This is a genomic window from Halomonas koreensis, from assembly GCF_031451675.1.
GTDB lineage: Bacteria > Pseudomonadota > Gammaproteobacteria > Pseudomonadales > Halomonadaceae > Halomonas > Halomonas koreensis.
This window is the reverse complement of the sequence record NZ_JARWAK010000007.1, coordinates 52,382-75,022: the sequence shown is the minus strand read 5'-3', so window position 1 is coordinate 75,022 and position 22,641 is coordinate 52,382. Positions and strand designations below refer to the sequence as shown.

Sequence of the window (22,641 nt, the reverse complement as noted above, 5' to 3'; positions counted from 1 at the left end):
GCGAGGGCGGGCGCGGTCAATCCCGGCGGGGCAGGTGGCGCACCGGCAGCACCGGCGCGTCCCGCGACTGCAGGCGATCCTGGCTGGGGGCGCAGCCGAAGAAGCGCCGGTAGGCCCGGGAGAAGTGTTCCAGGGAGCCGAAGCCGGCGCTGGCGGCCACCTCGGCGACGCCGAGGTCGGTCTGCTGCAGCAGGCGATGGGCGCGATTGATGCGCAGCCAGAGGTAGTAGCGCTTCGGCGTGACGCCCAGCTCGGCCTTGAAGCGCCGCTCGAGCTGGCGCACCGAGAGGCCGATCTCGGCGGCCAGCTCGGCGCTGGTCAGCGGCGACTCGATGGCGCGGCGCATCAGCCGGATGACCCGGCGCATCTGGGCCGAGGTCTGGGGCTGGCGCTCCGGGGCGGCGGCCAGCTGGACGGTGTCCCCCGGCCGCCGGCGGCGTTCCAGCAGGTGGTTGCGCAGCTCCTCCATCAGCGGCGCCTCCACCCGGTCGGCCAGCCAGGCCAGCATCATGTCGAGCACCGCGGTGCCGCCGGCGCAGGTCAGGCGACCGTCGCCCAGGGTATAGAGCTCGCCGACGGCCTCCACCCGGGGGTAGAGCTCGCGGAAGCCCTCCAGGTTGTCCCAGTGCACCGCCGCGCGGCTGCCGTCGAGCAGGCCCGCGGCGGCCAGCACCTCGCTGCCCATCTCGATGCCACCCAGCTCGACGCCGGCGGCGGCGCAGTGGCGCAGCCACATGGCCAGCGGCCGGTCGCCGGTCAGCGCCTTGGTCTCGAAGCTGGCCAGCACCAGCACCCCGTCCAGCTCGGTGGGCGCCGGCCAGTCGGTGGTGACCCCCAGGGGCACCCCGTTGGAGGCCGGCACCGACGGCTCGCCGCCCAGCAGCCGCCACTCGAAGCGCGGCTCCTGGGCCAGCCAGTTGACGATGAACAGCGGGTCCAGCAGGGCCCCCAGGCCGGCGAAGGAGAACTGCGGCAGCAGCAGGAGGCCGAGCCGGTAGGGGGGCGCGGCGATGGCGGTGTCGGGCATGGTGCGATCTCAGCTCCGGTAGTCGTCGCCCTCCTTGTCGAGCAGGCGCATCAGCGCCGCGAAGTGGGCCTGGGGGGCGCCCGCCCGGGCATAGTCGTCCCACTGGGCCGCGGTCTTGCGGGCGACCTCGGGGGCCACCGGCGCCAGCGGCAGGCCGCTGGCCCGGGCCACCAGGTAGGAGCGGCAGGCGCGCTCGAAATAATAGAGGTTATCGAAGGCCTCGGCGACATCCGCGCCGGTGGCCAGCACGCCGTGGTTGCCCAGCAGCAGGATCGGCGCCTCGCCGGCCAGCCGGCCCAGGCGCTCGGCCTCGTCGCCCAGGCCCATGCCGTCGAAGCCGCGGTCCACCGCCACCCGCTCGTAGAAGCGCATGGCGTTCTGCTCCACCGGCGGCAGCTCGGGACGCTCCAGGCAGGCCAGGGCGGTGGCATACAGCGAATGGGTGTGCAGGATGCAGCCGACTTCGCGGCCCTGGCGATGCATGGCGCCGTGGATGGCCCAGGCGGTGGGGTCGAGGCCGGCGGGGCGCTCGTCGCCCCGGGCCTCGACCTCCAGCAGGTCGCTGGCGCGCAGCTCGGCGAAGTGGCGGCCCGCCGGGTTGATCAGGAAGCGCTCGCCGCCCTCGGCGGTGGCCAGGCTGCAATGATTGGCGGTGGCCTCGTGCAGGTCCAGGCGGGCCAGCCAGCGGAAGGCGCAGGCCAGCTGCTCCCGGGGCGTGCCCGGGATCTCGGGAATCTCGCTCATGGTTCACTCCTCGCTAGGCGTTCATGCTCGACAGCCCAGGGAGATGAGCGCCGGGGACAGGATGGCGCGAGGGCCTCTCGCCATGGGCGAGGCGGTAAGAACGTCCGGCGGAGGTTCTTACCGCCGCGGGGGGCCACGGATGGCCAGCCCCGTCCCGGCAAGGGGCGCGGCGCCCTCGCGATGGCCCGGCGCCCCGGGACCTGTCGCCGGAAGCGCTCATCTCAGGATAAGGCTGCGAAGGGCGTTCTCAATAGTGGATCCAGCGGGTCTTCAGCGCCATGTACTTGCGCATGCCGGCCAGCTCGTAGTCGCGGCCGATGCCGGACTCCTTCATGCCGCCGAAGGGCGTCTGGGGGCTCACCGCGTCGACGCCGTTGACCGTGACCGTGCCCGCCTGCAGGGCGTCGCCGAGCCGGTGGGCGCGGCCCAGGTCGGCGGTCCACAGCGAGGCGGCCAGGCCGTAACGGCTGTCGTTGGCCAGCGCCACGCCCTCGGCCTCGTCGGCGAAGCGGCTCACCGCCAGCACCGGGCCGAAGATCTCCTCGCGGAACAGCCGGTGCTCGGGGGTGACCCCGGTGAACACCGTGGGGGCCACGAAGAGCTCGCCGCCGGCCGCCTCGAGGGTCTCACCGCCGTGGCGCAGCGTGGCTTCCCGCCGGCCGATGGCCAGGTACTCGCGAACCCGGTCGAACTGGGCGCGGCTGACCAGCGGGCCGAGCCGGGTGGCCGGGTCCAGCGGATCGCCGGGCACCAGGGCCTCCAGGCGCGCGTCCAGGGCCGCGAGGAAGGCGTCGTGGATGCCGTCCTGGAGCAGCAGCCGCGAGTGGGCCGAGCACACCTGGCCGGCGTGGGTGAAGATGCCCGCCACCGCGGCGTCCGCCGCCGCCTCCAGGTCGGGGCAGTCGTCGAAGATCAAAAGCGGGCTCTTGCCGCCGCACTCCAGCCACACCGGCTTCATGTTGGACTCGCCGGCATAGACCAGGAAGCGCTTGCCGATCTCGGTGGAGCCGGTGAAGCCCAGGGCATCCACGTCGGCGTGGCGGCCCAGGGCCTCGCCGGCCAGGTGGCCGTGGCCCGGCACCACGTTGAGCGTGCCGTCGGGCAGGCCGGCGGCCTGGCACAGCTCGGCCAGGCGCAGGGCGGACAGCGAGGATTCCTCGGCGGGCTTGAGCACCAGGCTGTTGCCCGCGGCCAGCGCCGGGGCCAGCTTGACCGCGCTGTTGTGCAGCGGGTAGTTCCAGGGCACCACGGCGCCCACCACGCCCAGCGGCTCGTGGGTGACGGTGGCCTGGACGCCGGCCGGGGCGGGCGCGACGCGGTCGTAGGCCTTGTCCTGCACCTCGCCGTACCAGTCGAAGAGCACCGCGGCCTCCTCGGCGTCCTCCAAGGCCTCGGCGATGCACTTGCCGCTCTCCAGGCTGTCGAGCAGGGCCAGCTCCTCGGCGTGGGCGCGGATCTCGGCGGCGATGGCCAGCATCACCCGGCGCCGCTCGCCGGGCTCGGCCCGGGCCCAGTCGCCGGCCACGAAGGCCGAGCGGGCGGCGGCCACGGCGCGATCCACGTCGGCGGCCTCGCAGGCGGCGATGGCGGCGACCGGGGCACCGGTCATGGGGTTGATCGAGTCCAGGGTGGCGCCGCCCGCGGCGGGGCAGCGCCGGCCGGCGATCCAGGCGCGGCCGTCGGCTTCCAGGGAGGCGGCGCGGCGCTTCCAGTCGTCATGGGTCAGGGGCATGGGGCCTCCTTCGGGGTCGTGGGGGTCAGAGATCGAGCACCAGGCGCTCTCCCGCGGGGCGGGAGACGCAGGCGTAGAGGGTGTCGTTGGCGGCCTTCTCGGCGTCGTCCTGGAGGACGTCGCGATGGTCCACGGCGCCCTCGATCACGCCGCAGGCGCAGGTGCCGCAGGCGCCCTCGCCGCACAGGGTGGGCGGGGCGACGCCGGCGCGGGCGAGGCCGTCGATCAGCGACTCATCGGGCGCCAGGGTGAGGGTCCGGTCGCTGCGCGCCAGCACGATCTCGCACTGGCCGTCCCGGGGCGTGGCGTCCGCGGTCGCGCCGCGGAAGCGTTCCAGGCGCAGGCAGCCCGCCGGCCAGGCGTCGGCCTCGGCCTCCAGGGCGGCGAGCAGGCCCTCCGGGCCGCAGGCGTGGATCCGGGTGTCGGCGTCGACCCCGCCGACCAGCTCGGCCACCGGGGCGCGGCCGTCCCGCTCGGAGACGTGCAGGCGCAGCGCGCCCTCGGGCAGCAGGGCGGCGAGCTCCTCGGCGAAGGCGGCATCCGCCTCCCGGCGCACCAGGTAGTGCACCTCCGGCGTGACGCCCCGGGCGCGCAGCCGCCGGGCCATGGCCACCAGCGGGGTGATGCCGATGCCGCCGCCGATCAGCACCTGGCGGCCGCCGCTCTCGTCCAGCGGGAAGCGGTCCCGGGGCGTCGAGGCATCGAGCGCGAGGCCTTCCCGGGCCTGGTCGGCCAGGAAGGCCGAGCCGCCCCGGGAATCGGCCTCGCGCAGCACGCCCAGGCGATAGCGGCCGTCGGCCCCATCGTCGAGCAGCGAATAATGGCGCACCAGGCCGTCCGGGAGCGCCAGCTCCAGGTGGGCCCCGGCCGGCGCCGGGGGCAGGGGGCCGCCGTCGGCGGCCTCGAGGGTCAGCTCGACGACGGACGGGGCCAGGCGACGGCGCCGGGTCAGGATCAGCGACAGGCGATCGGACATGGGAACCTCCTCAGCGTTGCTGGTGCTGCCAGTCGGGGTGGATCCACACCGGCGCCTCGCTGGGTGCCGGCGCGGGGCGACCCAGGATCAGGTCGCTGGCCTTCTCGGCGATCATCACGGTCGGGGCATTGGTGTTGCCGCTGACGATGATCGGCATGATGGAGGCGTCCACCACGCGCAGGCCGTCCAGGCCATGGACGCGCAGCTCGGGGTCGACCACCGCCTCCGGGTCGCTCGCCGGGCCCATCTTGCAGGTGCCGGCGGCGTGATAGCCGGTCTCGGTGGTGGCCCGGGCCCAGGCGTCCAGGGCCTCGTCGCTCTGGCAGTCGGCGCCCGGGGTGATCTCCTCGCCGCGCAGGCCGTCGAAGGCCGGCTGCTCGACCAGCTCGCGGACCAGGCGCACCGCGGCGCGCATGTCGGCCCGGTCGCGCTCGGTCGCCAGGTAGTTGAAGACGATCTCCGGCGCCTTCGCCGGGTCGGTGTCAGCCAGGCGCACCCGGCCCAGGCTGGTGGGGCGCATCAGGTCGATGTGCACCTGGAAGGAGTGCTCCTTGAGGGCCTCCACGGTGCCGGGCTCGACGGCCAGCGACATGAAGGTCAGCTGCAGGTCCGGATGCTCGACCCCGGCCCGGGAGCGGATGAAGGCCCCGGCGTCGAACAGGTTGGTGCCGGCCAGCCCGCCGCGATCGGCGAACCAGCGCATGCCCAGCCACCACTTGCGCGGCGCCCGGGTCCAGGGGGCATGGGAGACGGGCTTGGGGCAGCGGTAGGCGACCACGGTGTCCGGGTGGTCGCTGAGCCGGCGGCCGACCCCCTCCAGGGGATGGGTGGCGTCGATGCCCCAGCGCTCCAGCTCGTCCCGCGGACCGATCCCGGAGAGCATCAGCAGCTGCGGGCTGTTGATGGCGCCGCCGGCCAGCAGCACCTCCCGCCGGGCGCGTGCCTCGACGCGGTTCGAGCCATGCCGGTAGCTCACGCCCCGGGCGCGGCCGTCCTCGACGACCACCCGCTCGGCCAGGGCGCCGGTGATCACCGTCAGGTTGGCGCGGGAGCGGGCCCGGGCCAGGTAGCCCCGGGCGGTGCTCCAGCGCCGGCCCTTCCAGGTGGTGCGGTCGACGCGGCCGAAGCCTTCCTGGCGGTAGCCGTTGACGTCGGCGCTGGCGCCGTAGCCGGCCTGCTCGCCGGCCTCCAGGAAGGCCCGGGACAGCGGGTCGGTGGGCCGGCCCGGGCTGACCCGCAGCGGCCCGTCGGCGCCGTGGTAGTCGTCGCCGCCCAGGGCGTGGCCCTCGGCGCGCTTGAAGTAGGGCAGCACCCGGGCGTAGTCCCAGCCTTGGCAGCCGGCCTCGGCCCAGGCGTCATAGTCCCGGGCATGGCCGCGGATGTAGACCATGCCGTTGATCGAGGACGAGCCGCCCAGGGTCTTGCCCCGGGGGGTGGCGACGTAGCGGTCGTCCAGGTGGGGCTCGGGGCCGGACCAGTAGTGCCAGTTGAAGCGCGGGCCGTCGATGGCCGCGCCCATGGCCGCCGGCATGTGGATGGTCCAGGAGTGATCCTTGGGGCCGGCCTCGAGCAGCAGCACCCGGTAGCGGCCGTCGGCGGTCAGGCGGTCGGCGAGCACGCAGCCCGCCGAGCCGGCGCCGACGATGATGTAGTCGTAGTCGGGGGTCGGATTCATGATGACTCCAGGCCCGGCGTCCCGGGGCTCGTGACGAGCTCGCCGGGCGCCAGGGGCAAGAGGGGGCGATGGGCCTTCGCCGGGTCAGGGGCCGCCGAGGGCGGCGGCCCCGGGGCGGACGCCACGAAGGGCCATCGCATGGATCGGGCGATGGCGTGCCGGCTCAGCGTTCGGCCAGGTAGGCGTCCATATAGGCCTCCAGGGCCGGGGTGGCGCCGTCGGCGGCACTCACGCCCTCCAGCCATTCGCCGACCAGCTCGGGGTTGGCGTCGAGCCAGTCGCCGGCCACCGCTTCCAGGGGGCGCTCCTCGCGGCTGAACTCGTGGACCCAGGCGTTCTGCACCTCGATGGGCACCACCATCTGCTCGAGGAAGGCGGCGACGTTGGGCGCACGCTCGACGAACTCGGCGCTGGCCACGGTGGAGACGCTGCTGGCATCGCCCCACAGACCCTCGGGGTCCTCCAGGTAGTGCACGTCATAGACGACGTTCATCCAGTGCGGCTCCCAGCCCAGGAAGGCGGTCCAGCGGTCGCCGTCGTTGTTGGCCTCGAGCTGGGAGAGCATGCCGGTGACGCTGGAGGCCACGACCTGCCAGTCGCCCAGGCCGTAGACATCGTCGTCGATGGCGCCCTGCATGATCTCGTTGCCGACGTTGCCGGGCTCGATGCCGTAGAGGCTGTGATCGAAGCGCTCCGCGTGTTCGGCCAGGTCGGCCATGGAGTGCACGCCGGCCTCCCAGACGTGGCCGGGCACGGCGAGCTTGAAGCGCGCGCCCTGGATGTTGTGGACGACCTCGACCAGCTCGCCGCTTTCCAGGCGCGGGTCGAGCATGCCGCCCTGGGAGGGGCGCCACAGGGCCATGTCGACGTCGATGTCGCCGCCGACCAGGCCTTCCAGGATGATCGCGGTGCTGGCCTCCTTGACGCTGGTCTCGTAGCCAAGGCGCTCCAGCAGCTGGCTGGCGACCTCGGTCTTGACGGTGGCGCCGGGCCAGGGCGGGGTGGCGAAGCGCACCTCCCCGGCCTGGGCGAGGCCGGGCAGGGCGACGGCGCCGAGGGCGGCGGCCAGCAGGCCGTTGCGCAGGATGTCGTGATGCTTCGTCATGGGGAATCTCCTCGTGTGTTGTTGTCTGGCGGCGGCTCAGAAGCCGCAGACCCCGCCGCCATCCACCGAGAGGATGGCGCCGTGGGTGAAGCCGGCCCGGGGCGAGGCCAGGTGGAGGATGGCGTCGGCGACCTCCTCGGGCCGGGCCATGCGCCCCATCGGCGCCCGGGCCCGGGCGGCGGCCAGGTAGGCCTGGCGATCGCCGCTGGCCTCGGCGGCGGCGTCGATCATCTCGGTGGCGACGTTGCCTGGGCAGACGCAGTTGACGCGGATGCGCCCGGCGAGCTCGAGGGCCAGCGCCCGGGTCAGGTTGACCACCGCGGCCTTGGCCCCGGAGTAGACGCTGCTCGGCGGGAAGCCGATCAGCCCGGCGTCCGAGCCGAGGTTCACGGCGTTGCCGCCGGCCGCCTCCAGGTGGGGCAGGGCGGCCTGGAGGGTGAAGAAGGTGCCGGCCGCGTTGACGGCGAAGGTGGTGTCCCAGTGGGCCTGGGTGACGGCCTCGAAAGGCACCTCCTCGAAGACGCCGGCGGCGTTGACCAGCACGTCCAGCCCGCCGAGCCCGGCCACCGCGGCCTCGACCACGGCGGCGCAGGAGGCGCGGTCCTCCAGCGGCCCCGGGGCGGCGACCACCGGGGCTGCGTCGCCCAGCTCGCGGCACAGGGCCTCGACGGAGGCCGCGCGGCGAGCGCCGACGGCCACGGTCGCGCCCTCCTCGAGGAAGCGGCGCACGGTGGCGGCGCCGATCCCGCGGGCGCCGCCGGTGACCAGCACCCGCATGCCGGAGAAGGCACCCTGGGGGCTCATGACCCGGCTCCGTCCTCGCCGTGCAGGGCCCGATGCACCAGGCGGTGGAAGTTCAGCACCAGGTGCTCGCTCTCGTTGCTGCGCTCGGCGTCGATCATGTAGCGGCCCTGGTCGTAGCCGAGCGAGCGCAGGCCCTTCTGGGTGGTGACGTTGAGCTCGATGTCCTCCGGGCCCAGGTCCTCGTTCATCCAGCGGATGCTGGCCCGGGTCACCTCGGGCAGCGCCTCGGGAGCATGGGCGCTGTAGTAGCCGAAGCGCAGGATGCTGCGCTCGGCATCCAGCGGGATGATCATGAAGGTGCCCATGCACTGGGAGAACGGGAACTGGTAGAAGGTGTTGTGGGGCCACAGGCCGATGTTGAAGAAGCCGTCGCCGTCCTCCACCGGGCGGCCGAGGGGCGCGCCGTAGGCCTCGGTGGCTTCGCGGTTGGGCGGCGCGCCGTAGGTCCACCAGTTATCGTGGTGGCGCAGCCGGTAACCGGAGAAGTCGATCAGCGACGCCAGGTCGACGTGGCAGGGCCCCGAGAGCTGGAAGTGATAGCCCTCGATGGAGTTGTCCATGATCACCTTCCAGTTGGCCGGGACGATGACGTCGTCCTCCTGGATCAGGCGCATCTCGTCGAGGTTGGGGATGGCGTCGCGGATCGCCGCCTCGGCGCCGGGAAAGAGGTCGTGCATGTCCGCGGCGTCGGGATCGAGGTTGAAGTAGACGCTGCCGGCGAAGACCTGCAGGCGAACCGGCGGGATCCGGTAGTCGTCGACGTTGAAGGCCTCGATGCGGTCGCTGCGCGGGGCGGCCTTGAGGCGGCCGTCGGCGCCGTAGCACCAGGAGTGGTAGGCGCAACGGATCACGCCCTTCTGCACGCCGCGGGTCTCGTTCAGCAGGCGGTTGCCGCGGTGCTGGCAGACGTTGTGGAAGGCATGCAGCTCGCCGTCGCGGTCGCGCATCAGGATCACGCTCTGATCGAAGATGTCGCGCACCACGAAGGCCCCGGGACGGTCGAGCTCGTTGACGTGGCAGCCGAAGTGCCAGGCACCCATGAAGATGCGCTCGCGTTCGGCCTCGAACAGCGCCGGGTCGTAGAAGTAGCGGGATGGCAGGGTCAGGGCGTTCTCGGGGCGCTGGGCGGCCCAGGCCTGGGGGGACTGGCTCATGGCGTCACCTCGTTGTGTCACGGTTTCGTTATGCGATGCGCAGCAGGCTAGGGGGTGCGGCGCGACGCCGCATGACGTTTTGCGACGTGCTAACGAGGCGGGATATGATTTAAAGCGGCAGATTTATGCCGTTTTAGATCGATTAGTGGCGGTTTAGCGGCGATGCTGGGCCGGTTAGGGTTGATGAATTACGTCATTGGTCCGTCCAGGCCCGGGCCATCTCCTCCCGGGCGTCGTCGAGCAGGTCCAGCATGGCCGCGGCGGCGTTGGAGAGGGTGCGGCTGCGATGCACCAGGTAGCCCAGGGGGCGATGGATCGGCGGGTGGTCGACCTCGAGGACGGTCAGTTCGCCGGCCACCAGGCGTTCGGGCAGCAGGCTCCAGCCCAGCCCGATGGCCGTCATCATCTTCAGGGTCTCCAGGTAGTTGGTGGACAACGCCACCGGCAGCGTGAGCCCGGCGGCGGCGAAGCGCCCCTCGATCAGGCCGCGGGTGAAGGTCAGGGGGCCGGGCAGCACGGCGTCGTGGTCGCACAACTCGTGCAGCCCCAGGCGGCCGCGCCCGGCCAGGGGGTGGTCCGGGGCGCAGACGAAGCACAGCCGGTCGATCCACACCGGCACCACCTCGAGCTGGGCGTCCGGCTGCGGAGCCAGGGTCACCACGGCGAGCTCCAAGTCGCCGTCGAGTACGCCCTGATAGGCCTGTTCGGAGTCCAGGAAGTGCAGGTCCAGGCGCACCTCAGGGTGCTGGCCGGTGTAGGCCTTGAGCAGCGGCGGTAGGCGATGCAGGCCGATATGGTGGCTGGTGGCGAGCGTCAGGCTGCCGGCCACCTGGCCCTCCAGGTTGCCCAACGCCCGACGGCTGTCGTCCACCATCACCAGGATCTGCCTGGCCCGGGGCAGCAGCAGCCGGCCGGCTTCGGTGAGCGCCACCCGGCGACCGATGCGGTCGAACAGCCGTGCCCCGACCTGGTCCTCGAGCACGGCGATTCGCTTGCTGACCGCCGGCTGGGTCAGGTGAAGCTGTTCGGCGGCCCGGGAGAAGCCGCCGCTGTCGGCGACGGCCAGGAAGGCCTGAAGGCTTTGGGTGTCCATGGCATCTCCTCGTGATGCGTCTTTGCATTCCTCTTTGGAATCCTTTGAATAAATAACATGAATTGCTTTTATGTGCGCGCCGCGGGAAACTGCGGCAAAAGCGCCGAACGGCATAGACAGAACGATCGACCGGACACGCAAAGGGCCGAAGGCCCGGGAGAACGAGATGGCAGGCCAGACCCTCTACGACAAGCTGTGGTCACAGCACCTGGTGAAGGAGCGCGACGACGGCACCGCCCTGATCTACATCGATCGCCAGCTGCTCCACGAGGTGACCTCGCCCCAGGCCTTCGAGGGCCTGCGCCTGGCGGGTCGCAAGCCCTGGCGGATCGACGCCAACCTGGCGACCCCGGACCACAACGTGCCGACCACCCTCAAGGAGCGCGCCGAGGGCAACGCCGGCATCGAGGACCCGGTGTCGCTGATCCAGGTGCAGACCCTCGACGACAACTGCAACGAGTTCGGCATCGAGGAATACCGCATCAACGATCCCCGCCAGGGCATCGTCCACGTGGTGGGCCCGGAGCAGGGCGCCACCCTGCCGGGCATGACCGTGGTCTGCGGCGACTCCCACACCGCCACCCACGGCGCCTTCGCGGCGCTGGCCCACGGCATCGGCACCTCCGAGGTCGAGCACGTGCTGGCCACCCAGTGCCTGCTGGCCCAGAAGATGAAGAACATGCAGGTGCGGGTGGAAGGCGAGCTCGGCGCCGGGGTCACCGCCAAGGACATCGTGCTGGCCATCATCGGCGAGATCGGCACCGCCGGCGGCACCGGCTACGCTATCGAGTTCGCCGGCAGCGCCATCCGCGAGCTGTCCATGGAAGGCCGCATGACGGTCTGCAACATGGCCATCGAGGCCGGCGCCCGGGTCGGCCTGATCGCCGTGGACGACACCACCATCGACTACCTGAAGGGGCGCCACTACGCGCCCTCCGCCGAGCAGTGGGAGGCCGCGGTGGCCGACTGGCGCGAGCTGATCTCCGATGCGGATGCCGAGTTCGACAAGGTGGTGACCCTGGACGCCGCCGCCATCGAGCCCCAGGTCTCCTGGGGCACCAGCCCGGAGATGGTCACCGGCGTCGGCGGCGAGGTGCCGGATCCGGCCGAGGCCGCCGACGAGACCGCACGCAGCGGCGTCACTCGCGCGCTCGAGTACATGGGCCTCGCCCCTAAGCAGAAGATCACCGCTATCCGCCTGGACAAGGTGTTCATCGGTTCCTGCACCAACTCGCGCATCGAGGATCTGCGCGAGGCGGCCAAGGTCGCCCGCGGCCGGAAGGTCGCCGACTCCATCAAGCTGGCCATGGTGGTGCCGGGGTCCGGCCTGGTGAAGCGCCAGGCCGAGGCCGAGGGGCTCGACAAGGTGTTCCTCGAGGCGGGCTTCGAGTGGCGCGAGCCGGGCTGCTCCATGTGCCTGGCCATGAACGCCGACAAGCTGGGCGCCGGCGAGCACTGCGCCTCCACCTCGAACCGCAACTTCGAGGGCCGCCAGGGCTTCGGCGGGCGCACCCACCTGGTCAGCCCGGCGATGGCCGCCGCCGCCGCCATCGCCGGCCACTTCGTCGACGTCCGTCAATTCGCCGCCCATGACGCGCCGCAGCAGGAGGCCTGAGCCATGCAGAAATTCCAACGCCACGACGGCCTGGTCGCGCCCCTGGATCGCGCCAACGTCGACACCGACCTGATCATTCCCAAGCAGTTCCTGAAGTCGATCCAGCGCACCGGCTTCGGCGTCAACCTGTTCGACGAGCTGCGCTACCTCGACGAGGGGCAGCCGGGCCAGGACGTGAGCCAGCGTCCGCTGAATCCCGACTTCGTGCTCAACCGGCCGCGCTACCAGGGCGCCAGCGTGCTGCTGGCCCGGCAGAACTTCGGCTGCGGCAGCTCCCGGGAGCACGCCCCCTGGGCGCTGGCCGATTTCGGCTTCCGGGCGGTGATCGCCCCGAGCTTCGCCGACATCTTCTACAACAACGCCTTCAAGAACGGCATCCTGCTGATCACGCTCCCCGAGGCGCAGGTCGACCGGCTGTTCGCCGAGGTGGAGGCCAACGAGGGCTACCGGCTGGACGTGGACCTGGAGCACCAGCGCCTGATCACGCCCTCCGGCGAGATCCTCGAGTTCGAGGTCGACGCCTTCCGCAGGCACTGCCTGCTCGAGGGGCTCGACGACATCGGCATCACCCTGCAGGACGAGGACGCCATCCGCGCCTTCGAGCAGAAGCATCGAGAGGCGCGCCCCTGGCTGTTCCGGGAAGCATAATGGCTACGGGCTACGGGCTACGGGCTACGGGCTACGGGCTACGGGCTACGGGCTACGGGCTACGGGCTACGGGCTACGGGTTTGGGTTTCGTGGCTCGTAGCTCGCTGCCCGCAGTCTTCGGGTTTGGCTCCTCGTAGCGATAATCAAAAGGACTAACCGGTTATGACACGCAAGATTCTGGTACTCCCGGGCGACGGCATCGGCCCGGAAATCACCGCCCAGGCCAGCCGGGTGCTGGCCGCCTGCCAGGCCCGCGGCCTCGACATCCAGGTGGAAGAGGCGCCGGTCGGTGGCGCCGCCTACGACCTCGAGGGCTCGCCGCTGCCGGAGAGCACCCTGGCCAGGGCTCGAGCCGCCGACGCCGTGCTGCTGGGCGCCGTGGGCGGGCCCAAGTGGGACAAGCTCGAGGACATCAGCAGGCGCCCCGAGAAGGGCCTGCTGGGCCTGCGCAAGGAGCTCGGCCTGTTCGGCAACCTGCGCCCGGCGCTGCTCTACCCGCAGCTGGCCGAGGCCTCCAGCCTCAAGCCCGAGCTGGTCGCCGGGCTCGACATCATGATCGTGCGCGAGCTCACCGGCGGCATCTACTTCGGCCAGCCCCGGGGCATCGAGGAGCGCGACGGCCAGCGGGTCGGCTACAACACCTATGTCTATTCCGAGGCCGAGATCGAGCGTATCGGGCGCGTCGCCTTCGAGATGGCGCAGAAGCGGGGCAAGAAGCTGTGCTCCGTGGATAAGGCCAACGTCCTGGAAGTGACCATGCTGTGGCGCGAGGTCATGGAGCGATTGTCGCCGGAATACCCGGAGGTCGAGCTGTCGCACATGTACGTCGACAACGCCGCCATGCAGCTGGTCCGGGCGCCCAAGCAGTTCGACGTGGTGGTCACCGGCAACATGTTCGGCGACATCCTCTCCGACGCCGCCGCCATGCTCACCGGCTCCATCGGCATGCTGCCCTCGGCCTCGCTCAACGCGTCCGGCCAGGGCATGTACGAGCCCTGCCACGGCAGTGCCCCGGACATCGCCGGCCAGGGCGTCGCCAACCCGCTGGCGACCATCCTCTCGGTGGCCATGATGCTGCGCTACTCGCTGGGCGAGGGGGCGCTGGCCGAGCGTATCGAGGCGGCCGTTGGCCAGGTGCTCGACGACGGCCTGCGCACCGCCGACATCGCCGCCGAGGGCGAGCGGACGGTGTCCACCGCCGAGATGGGCGATGCCGTGCTGGCGGCCCTCGAAGGCCGCTAGGCTTTGCCTGGGTCGTGTCCGGGGGGCTGCTGGGCGAAGGCCGGGCGAGGCCATAATGCCGAAGGGCAGGGCGACACGCCGTCCGGGCGCGTCGCGGGCCGAGGCGTGACGCCGTATCGCTCGGCCCGCCCCGTTTCGGGCATCGTCCTGTCGCCCGCGGCAGGGCGCCCGAGGCGGCAACGGGTCGGGAAAGATCGTTAACGTGCTATATTGTGGCGCGATCTCGTCCCCGAGCGGCCGGTGCCAAGCCTCGCCACATCCTGTATGCTAATGGGTTCAATTCTTTCTGGAGGACTTCACATGTTGAAAGTCGGTTTCGTCGGATGGCGTGGCATGGTGGGTTCCGTGCTCATGCAGCGGATGGTGGAAGATGGAGACTTCACCGGCATCGAGCCGGTCTTCTTCACCACCTCCCAGGTCGGCCAGCCCGGCCCCGACGTCGGCGTGGACGTGCCTCCGCTGAAGGACGCCTTCGACCTCGAGGCCCTCAAGGCCCTGGACGTGGTGGTCACCTGCCAGGGCGGCGACTACACCAAGAAGGTCTATGAGGACCTGCGCGGCGCCGGCTGGAAGGGCTACTGGATCGACGCCGCCAGCACCCTGCGCATGGCCGACGAGGCCACCATCGTGCTGGACCCGGTCAACCGCAAGGTGATCGACGACCAGCTGGCCCGCGGCGCGAAGACCTTCGTCGGCGGCAACTGCACCGTCAGCCTGATGCTGATGGGGCTGGGCGGCCTGTTCGAGGCCGACATGGTCGAGTGGATGACCTCCATGACCTACCAGGCGGCCTCCGGCTCCGGCGCCAAGCACATGCGCGAGCTGCTCAACCAGATGGGCAGCCTGCGCGACAGCGTGGCCGGCGAGCTCGCCGATCCGGCCAGCGCCATCCTCGACATCGATCGCAAGGTCACCGCCGCCATGCGCGGCGGCGACTTCCCCACCGACAACTTCGGTGCGCCCCTGGCCGGCAGCCTGCTGCCCTGGATCGACTCCAAGCTCGACAACGGCCAGAGCCGCGAGGAGTGGAAGGGCAACGTCGAGACCAACAAGATCCTCGGCCTGCAGGACAACCCGGTACCCATCGACGGGCTCTGCGTGCGCATCGGCGCCATGCGCTCCCACAGCCAGGCGTTCACCATCAAGCTCAAGCAGGACGTGCCCCTCGACGAGATCGAGGAGCGCATCGCCACCCACAACGATTGGGTCAAGCTGATCCCCAACGACAAGGATGCCACCATCGACGGCCTGACCCCGGCCGCCGCCACCGGCACCCTGACCGTGCCGGTGGGTCGCCTGCGCAAGCTGGCCATGGGCGGCGAGTACCTGTCCGCCTTCAGCGTCGGCGACCAGCTGCTGTGGGGCGCGGCGGAGCCGCTGAAGCGGATGCTCAAGATCCTCCGCGAGCAGTAAGCGTCATCGCCGCCCCGGTGCGGCGAGTCGACGACAGGGCGGGGCGTCTCCTTTCGGGGGCGCCCCGCCCGTCGTTGGTGGGGCTCGCTCGCCCGTCCGTCAATGGCTTACGTTGAAAGCATGGCCGCCGGCCTGATGCTCTCGGCTCCCGCCAACGAGCCGGATGTGTTAGACCGTAGACAGGTAAAGGTGTCATTCGCCCTCGGTCTGCCCGGAGCAAAGGCGGCCGGGCGCCGACAGCAAGGGGTCCCATGAAACGCACGCTGACGCTCTCCGCACTGCTTCCGCTGTCCCTGGCCAGCCCGCTGGCCCTGGCCCTGGGCCTGGGGCAGGCCGAGGTGAACTCGACGCTCGACGCGCCGCTGCGCGCCCGCCTCCCGCTCACCGATACCGCCGGCCTGGAGGCCGGGCTGCTCAATGTCTCGCTGGCGGATGCCGAGGCCTATCGCGCGGCCGGCCTGGCGCGCACCCCGCTGGCCGCCAGCGTCCAGATGGACATCCGTCGCCGCCGCGGGCGCCTGGTGCTGGAACTGACCACCGAGCGCCCGGTGCGCGAGCCCTGGATGGACCTGCTGCTGCGCTTCGACTGGCCCGGTGGGCGCCAGCTGCGCGAGGTGACCCTGCTGCTGGATCCCCCGGACTATGCCGCCATGCCGACCCTGGTCGCCGGGGAGCGGGCGGTGGCCGGGGCGGGCGCCGGGGTCGAGCCCTCGCCGGCCGGCTCGTCGTCACGCCGTGCCGGCCTGCCGGCGGCGTCGCGCGCCCCGGCCGACCCGGCCCGGGTACGCAGCGGCGACACCCTCTGGGCGGTGGCCGGTCGGCTGCGTCCCGACAGCGGCATCAGCATGAACCAGATGATGCTGGCCCTGGTTCAGGCCAATCCCGAGGTGTTTCCCACCGGTAACATCAACGACATGCGCGCCGGCTTCACCCTGGTGGTGCCGTCGCGGGAGGCCATCGCCTCGCGTCCCGCCGCTCGGGCGGACGAGCTGGTGCAGGCGATGAATCGCGCCTGGGCCGATCGCGGCGGCGCGGCCCCGGCCCCGGTGCCGCTCGAGGGAGGCGCGCCGACCGAGGCCGTGGCCGGGGCGCCCGAAGCGGCGGCCGAGGCGACCGGGGCCCCGAGCGCGCCGGACGGCGTGGAAGACGAGGCCGCCGCCTCGCCCCGGCTGCGGCTGCTCACCGAGGAGCAGGCCGCCGGTGGCCGAGTGCCCGGCGAGGAAGGCGACGGCGCCGTGGACGGCGGCGCCTCGACGGGCGAGTCGGCGGGCGAGTCGGCGGGCGAGCCCGAGGCTCGCGTCACGCTGGATCCGGCGGTCCTGGCCGAGGTCACCGGCCAGGGCGCGCTGGACGAGGACGAGCGGCTGCTGCGGCTGGAGCGGCGCTGGCAGGAGAGTCGCGAGACCCTGTCCCGGGTACAGGCCGAGCGGGATGCCCTGGAGGACGAGATGGGTGACCTGCGCGCGGAGCTGGAGGCGCTGCGCGAGCGGGTGGCGGCGCTGGCCGCCGGCGGCGCCGGGGTCGATGCCGAGGGGGCCGGTGGCGTGGTGCCACCGCAGGCGTCGTCCGGGACCGAGGCGGACGCGCCGGCCACGCCCTGGTGGGGCGCGCTCTACCAGGGCGCCGTGGAGCGACCCTGGATGCTGGGCGGTGCGGGCATCGCCGCCCTGCTGGCGCTGTGGGCCCTGGTGCGCCGCCGGCGATCCGAGGACGACGAGACCTCGGCCTTCCCCTTCGGCGAGGTTCAGGTGGCCGTGCCGGGGGGAGAGCGGCCCCGCGACGGGGCGGCGTCGGCCGCTGGGGAGCCGGCCGTTCCCTCGGTGCGGGCTGGCATGCCCCAGGCCGAGGCGATCAACGAGGCCGATATCTTCATCGCCTACGGGCGCTTCGACCAGGCGCGGGAGCTGCTCGAGGCCGGGCTGGCTCGGGAGCCCGAGCGCGACGACCTGCGCCTGAAGCTGATGCGGGTCCAGCTGGAGCGCGGCGATCGCGTCGCCGCCGAGGCCGAGGCCGCGCGGCTGCTCGAGGCCGACGATCCCGCGATCCGCGGCGAGGCGGAGCGCCTGATGGGGCGCCAGGCGCCGCCCGCCGCCGGCCAGCGGGCGGTGTTCAGCGCCGCCGGCGAGCGCCCGCCGAGGCTGTTCGGCGAGCACGGCGGGGCGGCGGACGACGCCGATCCGGGCCCGCCGCACCAGGAGGCGCCGGCGGCGGAGGCGGCTTCCGGCGAGGCGCCCTCGGCCCCCGAGCCAAGCGTCCCCCCGGCGCCCGACGCCGGCCGCCTCGAGGAGGGCGGCGCCCCGGCGCCCGAGGAGCCGCCGATGCCCCAGGTCAGCACGCGGGTCAAGGACGACGGCAGCGAGATCATCGACTACCGGCCGCCGCCCCTGGAGCCGTCCGCGGCGCCGGGGCAGTCCGGGAGCGACGACGCGCCCGGTGAGGCCGGCGGTCACGGCGACCGCCAGGCCGGCGACGGCTGGGCGGTCGAGGAGGTGGCGTTCCCGCCGCTGGGCGGGGATAATGCGGACTCCGACGACGCGGCTTCCTCGGCGGCGACCCTCACCGAGGCGCGCCACCTGATCGAGGTCGGCGAGGTCCGCGAGGCGCGCCGCCTGCTGGAGCGCTTCCTCGAGGAGGCCGCCGACCCCGGGGCCCGGGAGGAAGCCCGCGACCTGCTCGACCGATATCAGCCATGACGCACGCATGACCCTTTTTCATCGTCTCGACGAACGCCAGCCCCTCACCGGCCGACTCGCCATGTCGGTGGAGTACGACGGCACCGCCTACTGCGGGTGGCAGCGCCTCAAGCACGCCGCCTCGGTGCAGGCCGCCCTGGAGACCGCCCTGTCCCGGGTGGCCGGGGCGCCGGTGAAGGTGCACGCCAGCGGCCGCACCGACTCCGGGGTGCATGCCACCCGCCAGATCGTGCACTTCGATCCACCCGCCGGCCGTTCCCAGAAGGCCTGGGTCTTCGGCGTCAACGCCAACCTGCCCCGCGACATCGCGGTACGCTGGGTGACCCAGGTGCCCGACGACTTCCATGCCCGCTTCAAGGCCCTGGCCCGCCGCTATCGCTACGTGCTGCTCAACCAGCCGAGCCGGCCGGTGCTGGAGCGGGCCAACGTGACCTGGTGCCGCGACCCCCTGGACGCCGATGCCATGCACCGGGCCGCCCAGGTGCTGGTGGGCGAGCACGACTTCTCCAGCTTTCGCGCCGCGGGTTGCCAGTCGAAGACGCCCTGGCGCCACCTGCACTTCATCGAGGTGCATCGCCACGGTCCGCTGGTGGTCATCGACGTCCAGGGCAACGCCTTCCTCCACCACATGATCCGCAACATCGCCGGGGCCCTGGTCACGGTGGGGCGGGGCGAGCAGGGCGAGGACTACCTCGAGCGGCTGCTGGCGCTGCGCGACCGCACCCGGGGCGATGTCACCGCGCCGGCCTGCGGCCTGCACTTCGTGGACTCCCTCTACGACCCGGCCTGGGGGCTGCCCGCCGAGCCCCTGGGCCCCAACCTGCTGGCCTTCCTCGGCGAGTGGACCGGCGAGCGGCCACTGCCCGACTGCCCGATGGTCGAATTCCGCCGCGGCCGCCCCCTGGTCGAGGCGGCGGAGGAGGGCGGCGATGCCTGAGCACGGCACTGTGCTGGGCCGTACCCGGGTCAAGTTCTGCGGCCTGACCCGGCCCGGTGACGTGGACGCCGCCGTGGCGACCGGCGCCGACGCCCTGGGCTTCGTGCTCTGGCCGGGCAGCAAGCGGGCCCTCGACCTCGAGCGGCTGGCGGCGCTGGCCGACCGGGTGCCGGCCTTCGTCACCCGGGTGGGGCTGTTCGTCGACCCGGACCCCGAGCTGGTCGCCCGTGCCGCCGCGCACCTCGACCTGCTGCAGTTCCACGGCGAGGAGTCGCCGGACGACTGCGCCGCCGCCCCGCGCCCCTGGATCAAGGCACTGCGCATGCGCGACGGCCTGGACCTGGCCGCGGCGGCCCGCGCCTATGGCGGCGCCCGGGCGCTGCTGCTCGACGCCTACCGCCCGGGCGTGCCGGGCGGCACCGGCGAGACCTTCGACTGGTCGCGCATCCCCGCAAGCCTGGCAAAACCTGTTATCCTCGCCGGAGGCCTCTCGGCGGCCAACGTGGCCGAAGCCATCGCGGCGGTGCGGCCCTTCGCGGTGGATGTCTCCGGCGGCATCGAGTCCGCGCCCGGGCGCAAGGACGCCGAGCGGATGGCGGCCTTCCTGCGGGCCGTGCGGCAAGCCGATGCCTGATGCCCGTCCCCAACCCATCCCCTGTCTGACGACCCTGTGAGGTGTCTTTGTGAGCCAGTTCAGCGACCTGACCCGACTGCCGGATGCCCGCGGCCATTTCGGCCCCTACGGCGGCCGGTTCGTCTCGGAGACCCTGAGCTTCGCCCTGGAGGACCTGGAGAAGACCTACGCGCAGCTGCGCGACGACCCGGCCTTCCAGGCGGAATTCGACCATGACCTGGCCCATTACGTGGGTCGGCCGTCTCCGCTCTATCACGCCGAGCGATGGTCGCAGCGGCTCGGCGGCGCCCAGATCTGGCTCAAGCGCGAGGACCTCAATCACACCGGCGCCCACAAGGTGAACAACACCATCGGCCAGGCCCTGCTGGCCAAGAAGAGCGGCAAGCCGCGGGTGATCGCCGAGACCGGCGCCGGCCAGCACGGCGTGGCCACCGCCACCGTGGCCGCGCGGCTGGGGCTGAAGTGCGACGTCTACATGGGCGCCGACGACGTGGAGCGCCAGAAGCTCAACGTCTACCGCATGCGCCTGCTGGGGGCCAACGTGATTCCGGTCGCCTCCGGCACCCGCACCCTCAAGGACGCCATGAACGAGGCGCTGCGCGACTGGGTCACCAACGTCGACGACACCTTCTACATCATCGGCACCGTGGCCGGCCCGCATCCCTATCCGATGCTGGTCCGCGACTTCAACTCGGTGGTCGGCCGCGAGGCGCGGCGCCAGTCGGTCGAGGAGTTCGGCCGCCTGCCGGATGCGCTGATCGCCTGCGTGGGGGGCGGCTCCAACGCCATGGGCCTGTTCTATCCCTTCGTCGAGGACGACGAGGTGGCGATGTACGGCGTCGAGGCCGGCGGCGACGGGGTGGCCACCGGCCGCCATGCCGCCCCCCTGGCCTCCGGCGCGCCCCGCGGGGTGCTCCACGGCAATCGCACCTACCTGATGTCCGACGAGGGCGGTCAGGTCAGCGACACCCACTCCGTCTCCGCGGGTCTCGACTATCCGGGCGTGGGGCCCGAGCACGCCCTGTGGAAGGACGTGGGGCGGGTCGAGTACGTGGCCGCCGACGACGATGCCGTGCTCGAGGCCTTCCGCGAGCTGACCCACATCGAGGGCATCATGCCGGCGCTGGAGTCCGCCCACGCCCTGGCCCACGCCAAGGTGCTGGCGCCCACCATGCGTCCCGACCAGCACATCGTGGTCAACCTGTCCGGCCGCGGCGACAAGGACATCATGACCGTCGCCAAGCTCGACGGCATCGAATTCTGAGGGAGCCTGATGAACCGTATCGATCAACGTTTCGCCGATCTCAAGGCCCAGGGCCGCCGGGCGCTGATTCCCTACATCACCGCCGGCGACCCGGCGCCCGAACACACCGTGGGCTTCATGCACGCCCTGGTGCGCGCCGGGGCCGACGTCATCGAGCTGGGCGTGCCCTTCTCCGACCCCATGGCCGACGGCCCGGTGATCCAGAAGGCCTGCGAGCGGGCGCTCCGGCACGGCGTGCGCCTGGCCGACCTGCTCGAGATGGTCCGCGAGTTCCGCCGCGAGGACGCCGAGACGCCGGTGGTGCTGATGGGCTACCTCAACCCGGTCGAGCGCATGGGCCTCGAGGCCTTCGCCGACCAGGCCCGGGAGGTCGGCGTCGACGGCGTGCTGCTGGTCGACCTGCCGCCGGAAGAGGCCGACCTGATGGGGCCGGTGCTCAAGGAGCGCGGCCTGGCCTCGATCTTCCTGGTGGCCCCTACCACTTCCTCGGCCCGGGCCGCTACAATATGCGCCCACGGTGAGGGCTATCTCTACTACGTCGCGCTCAAGGGCGTCACCGGCGGGGCGGCCGCCGATGCCGCGGATGTCGCCGAGCACCTGGCGCCGCTGCGCGAGCAGACCGACCTGCCGCTGTGCGTGGGCTTCGGCATCCGCGACGGCGCCTCGGCCGCCGAGATCGGCCGGGTGGCCGACGGGGTCATCGTCGGCAGCGCCCTGGTCAACCGCATCGCCGACAACGCCGAGCGTCCCGAGGCGATCCCCGCCGCCCTGGAGGCGGTGCTGGGCGAGATGCGCCAGGCCCTGGACGCCTGAGCCCGAGCCGACCGAATCCGATTCCGCCCCCGCCGCGGCGGGGGCCGACAGCACAAATGGAAGCGTTTCTGAGATGAGCTGGCTAGACAAGATCGTGCCCTCGGTGGGCCGCATTCAGCGCAAGGATCGCCGCGCGAGCGTCCCCGACGGCCTGTGGCGCAAGTGTCCCAAGTGCGACTCGGTGCTCTACCTGCCGGAGCTCGAGAAGCATCACAACGTCTGCCCCAAGTGCGACCATCACCTGCGCCTGACCGCGCGCAAGCGCCTGGACTGGTTCCTGGACAAGGACGGCCGCGAGGAGATCGCCGCCGAGCTGGAGCCCGTGGACCGCCTCAAGTTCCGCGACTCCAAGAAGTACAAGGACCGCCTCGCCGCGGCCCAGAAGTCCACCGGCGAGAAGGACGCCCTGGTCGCCATGCAGGGCACCCTGGACGGCCTGCCGGTGGTGGCGGTGGCCTTCGAGTTCACCTTCATGGGCGGCTCCATGGGCGCCGTGGTCGGCGAGAAGTTCGTCCGTGCGGCGAGCCTGGCCCATGAGCGCGGCGTGCCCCTGGTGTGCTTCGGTGCCTCCGGCGGGGCGCGCATGCAGGAGGCGCTGTTCTCGCTGATGCAGATGGCCAAGACCTCCGCGGCCCTGGAGAAGCTCAAGCAGGCCGGCGTGCCCTACATCTCGGTGCTCACCGACCCGGTGTTCGGCGGCGTCTCCGCCTCCCTGGCGATGCTCGGCGATCTCAACGTCGCCGAGCCCAACGCGCTGATCGGCTTCGCCGGCCCCCGGGTCATCGAGCAGACGGTCCGCGAGCAGCTGCCCGAGGGCTTCCAGCGCAGCGAGTTCCTGCTCGAGCACGGCACCGTGGACATGATCGTGCATCGCCACGAGATCCGCAGTCGCCTGGGCGGCGTGCTGCGCAAGCTGACCCGCCGGCCGCTCAGCGGCCCGGTGGCGGACGGCGAGCCCCAGCCGGACCTGGTCGACGCCGCCGAGCAGGGCGAGGTCGCCGAGGCGGGCGCCCCCGAGGGCGTCGCCGAACCGGCCGAAGAGCCCCGGCACGACGACGGGCGCTGACCGCC

19 protein-coding genes are annotated in these 22,641 nt (G+C 72.1%); 10 read left to right on the top strand and 9 right to left on the bottom strand.

All coding sequences use genetic code 11. From position 1 onward, the window contains the following. Positions 1–16: 16 nt before the first annotated feature. The 9 genes from QC818_RS09540 to QC818_RS09500 all read right to left on the bottom strand — a co-directional run bounded on the left by QC818_RS09540 (position 17) and on the right by QC818_RS09500 (position 10,310). Positions 17–1,027 (bottom strand): GlxA family transcriptional regulator, encoded by a 1,011-nt coding sequence (locus QC818_RS09540; protein ID WP_309652623.1) that lies wholly within the window; start codon positions 1,025–1,027, stop codon positions 17–19. A 9-nt stretch (positions 1,028–1,036) separates the two neighbouring features. Beyond that, on the bottom strand, positions 1,037–1,771 hold the full coding sequence (locus QC818_RS09535) for a class II aldolase/adducin family protein (protein ID WP_309652622.1): 735 nt from the start codon (positions 1,769–1,771) through the stop codon (positions 1,037–1,039). Positions 1,772–2,018: 247 nt separating this feature from the next. After that, complete coding sequence (locus QC818_RS09530; protein WP_309652621.1) at positions 2,019–3,503, bottom strand: aldehyde dehydrogenase family protein; 1,485 nt, start codon at positions 3,501–3,503, stop codon at positions 2,019–2,021. Positions 3,504–3,528: 25 nt separating this feature from the next. After that, on the bottom strand, positions 3,529–4,479 hold the full coding sequence (locus QC818_RS09525) for a PDR/VanB family oxidoreductase (RefSeq protein ID WP_309652620.1): 951 nt from the start codon (positions 4,477–4,479) through the stop codon (positions 3,529–3,531). A gap of 10 nt (positions 4,480–4,489) precedes the next feature. Then, a complete protein-coding gene (locus tag QC818_RS09520; protein ID WP_309652619.1) occupies positions 4,490–6,154 on the bottom strand; it encodes a choline dehydrogenase in 1,665 nt (554 codons plus the stop codon). Between the two features lie 163 nt (positions 6,155–6,317). Continuing rightward, positions 6,318–7,259, bottom strand: coding sequence for an ABC transporter substrate-binding protein (locus tag QC818_RS09515; protein ID WP_309652618.1), 942 nt, complete (start codon positions 7,257–7,259; stop codon positions 6,318–6,320). 36 nt (positions 7,260–7,295) lie between these two features. Further along, positions 7,296–8,063 carry an SDR family NAD(P)-dependent oxidoreductase gene (locus QC818_RS09510; RefSeq protein WP_309652617.1) on the bottom strand — a complete coding sequence of 256 codons (768 nt, stop codon included), beginning with the start codon at positions 8,061–8,063 and terminating at the stop codon, positions 7,296–7,298. Then, a complete protein-coding gene (locus QC818_RS09505) occupies positions 8,060–9,217 on the bottom strand; it encodes an aromatic ring-hydroxylating oxygenase subunit alpha (RefSeq protein WP_309652616.1) in 1,158 nt (385 codons plus the stop codon). The genes QC818_RS09510 and QC818_RS09505 overlap by 4 nt, the downstream gene beginning before the upstream one ends. Positions 9,218–9,410: 193 nt before the next feature. Then, entirely contained in the window at positions 9,411–10,310 is a 900-nt protein-coding gene (locus QC818_RS09500) for a LysR family transcriptional regulator (RefSeq protein WP_309652615.1), read from the bottom strand. Between the two features lie 166 nt (positions 10,311–10,476). Here QC818_RS09500 and leuC point away from each other — a divergent pair, with 166 nt between their 5' ends. From leuC to accD, 10 genes are all read left to right on the top strand, one after another. Beyond that, positions 10,477–11,925 (top strand): 3-isopropylmalate dehydratase large subunit, encoded by a 1,449-nt coding sequence (gene leuC / locus QC818_RS09495; protein WP_309652614.1) that lies wholly within the window; start codon positions 10,477–10,479, stop codon positions 11,923–11,925. 3 nt (positions 11,926–11,928) lie between these two features. Beyond that, the gene (gene leuD, locus QC818_RS09490) at positions 11,929–12,573 is read left to right on the top strand and encodes a 3-isopropylmalate dehydratase small subunit (RefSeq protein WP_309652613.1); all 645 of its coding nucleotides are present in this window, start codon (positions 11,929–11,931) and stop codon (positions 12,571–12,573) included. Between the two features lie 163 nt (positions 12,574–12,736). After that, positions 12,737–13,816, top strand: coding sequence for a 3-isopropylmalate dehydrogenase (gene leuB, locus QC818_RS09485; protein ID WP_309652612.1), 1,080 nt, complete (start codon positions 12,737–12,739; stop codon positions 13,814–13,816). Between the two features lie 300 nt (positions 13,817–14,116). Beyond that, entirely contained in the window at positions 14,117–15,229 is a 1,113-nt protein-coding gene (gene asd / locus QC818_RS09480; protein ID WP_309652611.1) for an aspartate-semialdehyde dehydrogenase, read from the top strand. 251 nt (positions 15,230–15,480) lie between these two features. Next, positions 15,481–17,922 (top strand): FimV/HubP family polar landmark protein, encoded by a 2,442-nt coding sequence (locus QC818_RS09475; RefSeq protein ID WP_309652610.1) that lies wholly within the window; start codon positions 15,481–15,483, stop codon positions 17,920–17,922. Between the two features lie 7 nt (positions 17,923–17,929). Continuing rightward, the gene (truA, locus tag QC818_RS09470) at positions 17,930–18,859 is read left to right on the top strand and encodes a tRNA pseudouridine(38-40) synthase TruA (protein WP_309652609.1); all 930 of its coding nucleotides are present in this window, start codon (positions 17,930–17,932) and stop codon (positions 18,857–18,859) included. After that, positions 18,852–19,493 carry a phosphoribosylanthranilate isomerase gene (locus QC818_RS09465; RefSeq protein WP_309652608.1) on the top strand — a complete coding sequence of 214 codons (642 nt, stop codon included), beginning with the start codon at positions 18,852–18,854 and terminating at the stop codon, positions 19,491–19,493. The genes truA and QC818_RS09465 overlap by 8 nt, the downstream gene beginning before the upstream one ends. 49 nt (positions 19,494–19,542) lie before the next feature. Further along, on the top strand, positions 19,543–20,757 hold the full coding sequence (gene trpB / locus QC818_RS09460; RefSeq protein ID WP_309652607.1) for a tryptophan synthase subunit beta: 1,215 nt from the start codon (positions 19,543–19,545) through the stop codon (positions 20,755–20,757). Between the two features lie 9 nt (positions 20,758–20,766). Then, positions 20,767–21,570 (top strand): tryptophan synthase subunit alpha, encoded by an 804-nt coding sequence (gene trpA / locus QC818_RS09455; protein ID WP_309652606.1) that lies wholly within the window; start codon positions 20,767–20,769, stop codon positions 21,568–21,570. Between the two features lie 73 nt (positions 21,571–21,643). Then, complete coding sequence (gene accD / locus QC818_RS09450; protein ID WP_309652605.1) at positions 21,644–22,636, top strand: acetyl-CoA carboxylase, carboxyltransferase subunit beta; 993 nt, start codon at positions 21,644–21,646, stop codon at positions 22,634–22,636. Positions 22,637–22,641: the final 5 nt, after the last annotated feature.

What these genes read in the sequence shown, in the direction of transcription:
- QC818_RS09535 (WP_309652622.1), bottom strand. Translation starts at nt 1,771, where the DNA reads ATGAGCGAGATTCCCGAGATCCCGGGCACGCCCCGGGAGCAGCTGGCC.
- QC818_RS09465 (WP_309652608.1), top strand. Translation starts at nt 18,852, where the DNA reads ATGCCTGAGCACGGCACTGTGCTGGGCCGTACCCGGGTCAAGTTCTGC.
- asd (WP_309652611.1), top strand. Translation starts at nt 14,117, where the DNA reads ATGTTGAAAGTCGGTTTCGTCGGATGGCGTGGCATGGTGGGTTCCGTG.
- truA (WP_309652609.1), top strand. Translation starts at nt 17,930, where the DNA reads ATGACCCTTTTTCATCGTCTCGACGAACGCCAGCCCCTCACCGGCCGA.
- QC818_RS09540 (WP_309652623.1), bottom strand. Translation starts at nt 1,027, where the DNA reads ATGCCCGACACCGCCATCGCCGCGCCCCCCTACCGGCTCGGCCTCCTG.
- leuB (WP_309652612.1), top strand. Translation starts at nt 12,737, where the DNA reads ATGACACGCAAGATTCTGGTACTCCCGGGCGACGGCATCGGCCCGGAA.
- QC818_RS09510 (WP_309652617.1), bottom strand. Translation starts at nt 8,063, where the DNA reads ATGAGCCCCCAGGGTGCCTTCTCCGGCATGCGGGTGCTGGTCACCGGC.
- QC818_RS09520 (WP_309652619.1), bottom strand. Translation starts at nt 6,154, where the DNA reads ATGAATCCGACCCCCGACTACGACTACATCATCGTCGGCGCCGGCTCG.
- QC818_RS09505 (WP_309652616.1), bottom strand. Translation starts at nt 9,217, where the DNA reads ATGAGCCAGTCCCCCCAGGCCTGGGCCGCCCAGCGCCCCGAGAACGCC.
- QC818_RS09525 (WP_309652620.1), bottom strand. Translation starts at nt 4,479, where the DNA reads ATGTCCGATCGCCTGTCGCTGATCCTGACCCGGCGCCGTCGCCTGGCC.
- QC818_RS09515 (WP_309652618.1), bottom strand. Translation starts at nt 7,259, where the DNA reads ATGACGAAGCATCACGACATCCTGCGCAACGGCCTGCTGGCCGCCGCC.
- leuC (WP_309652614.1), top strand. Translation starts at nt 10,477, where the DNA reads ATGGCAGGCCAGACCCTCTACGACAAGCTGTGGTCACAGCACCTGGTG.
- trpA (WP_309652606.1), top strand. Translation starts at nt 20,767, where the DNA reads ATGAACCGTATCGATCAACGTTTCGCCGATCTCAAGGCCCAGGGCCGC.
- QC818_RS09500 (WP_309652615.1), bottom strand. Translation starts at nt 10,310, where the DNA reads ATGGACACCCAAAGCCTTCAGGCCTTCCTGGCCGTCGCCGACAGCGGC.
- accD (WP_309652605.1), top strand. Translation starts at nt 21,644, where the DNA reads ATGAGCTGGCTAGACAAGATCGTGCCCTCGGTGGGCCGCATTCAGCGC.
- QC818_RS09530 (WP_309652621.1), bottom strand. Translation starts at nt 3,503, where the DNA reads ATGCCCCTGACCCATGACGACTGGAAGCGCCGCGCCGCCTCCCTGGAA.
- QC818_RS09475 (WP_309652610.1), top strand. Translation starts at nt 15,481, where the DNA reads ATGAAACGCACGCTGACGCTCTCCGCACTGCTTCCGCTGTCCCTGGCC.
- leuD (WP_309652613.1), top strand. Translation starts at nt 11,929, where the DNA reads ATGCAGAAATTCCAACGCCACGACGGCCTGGTCGCGCCCCTGGATCGC.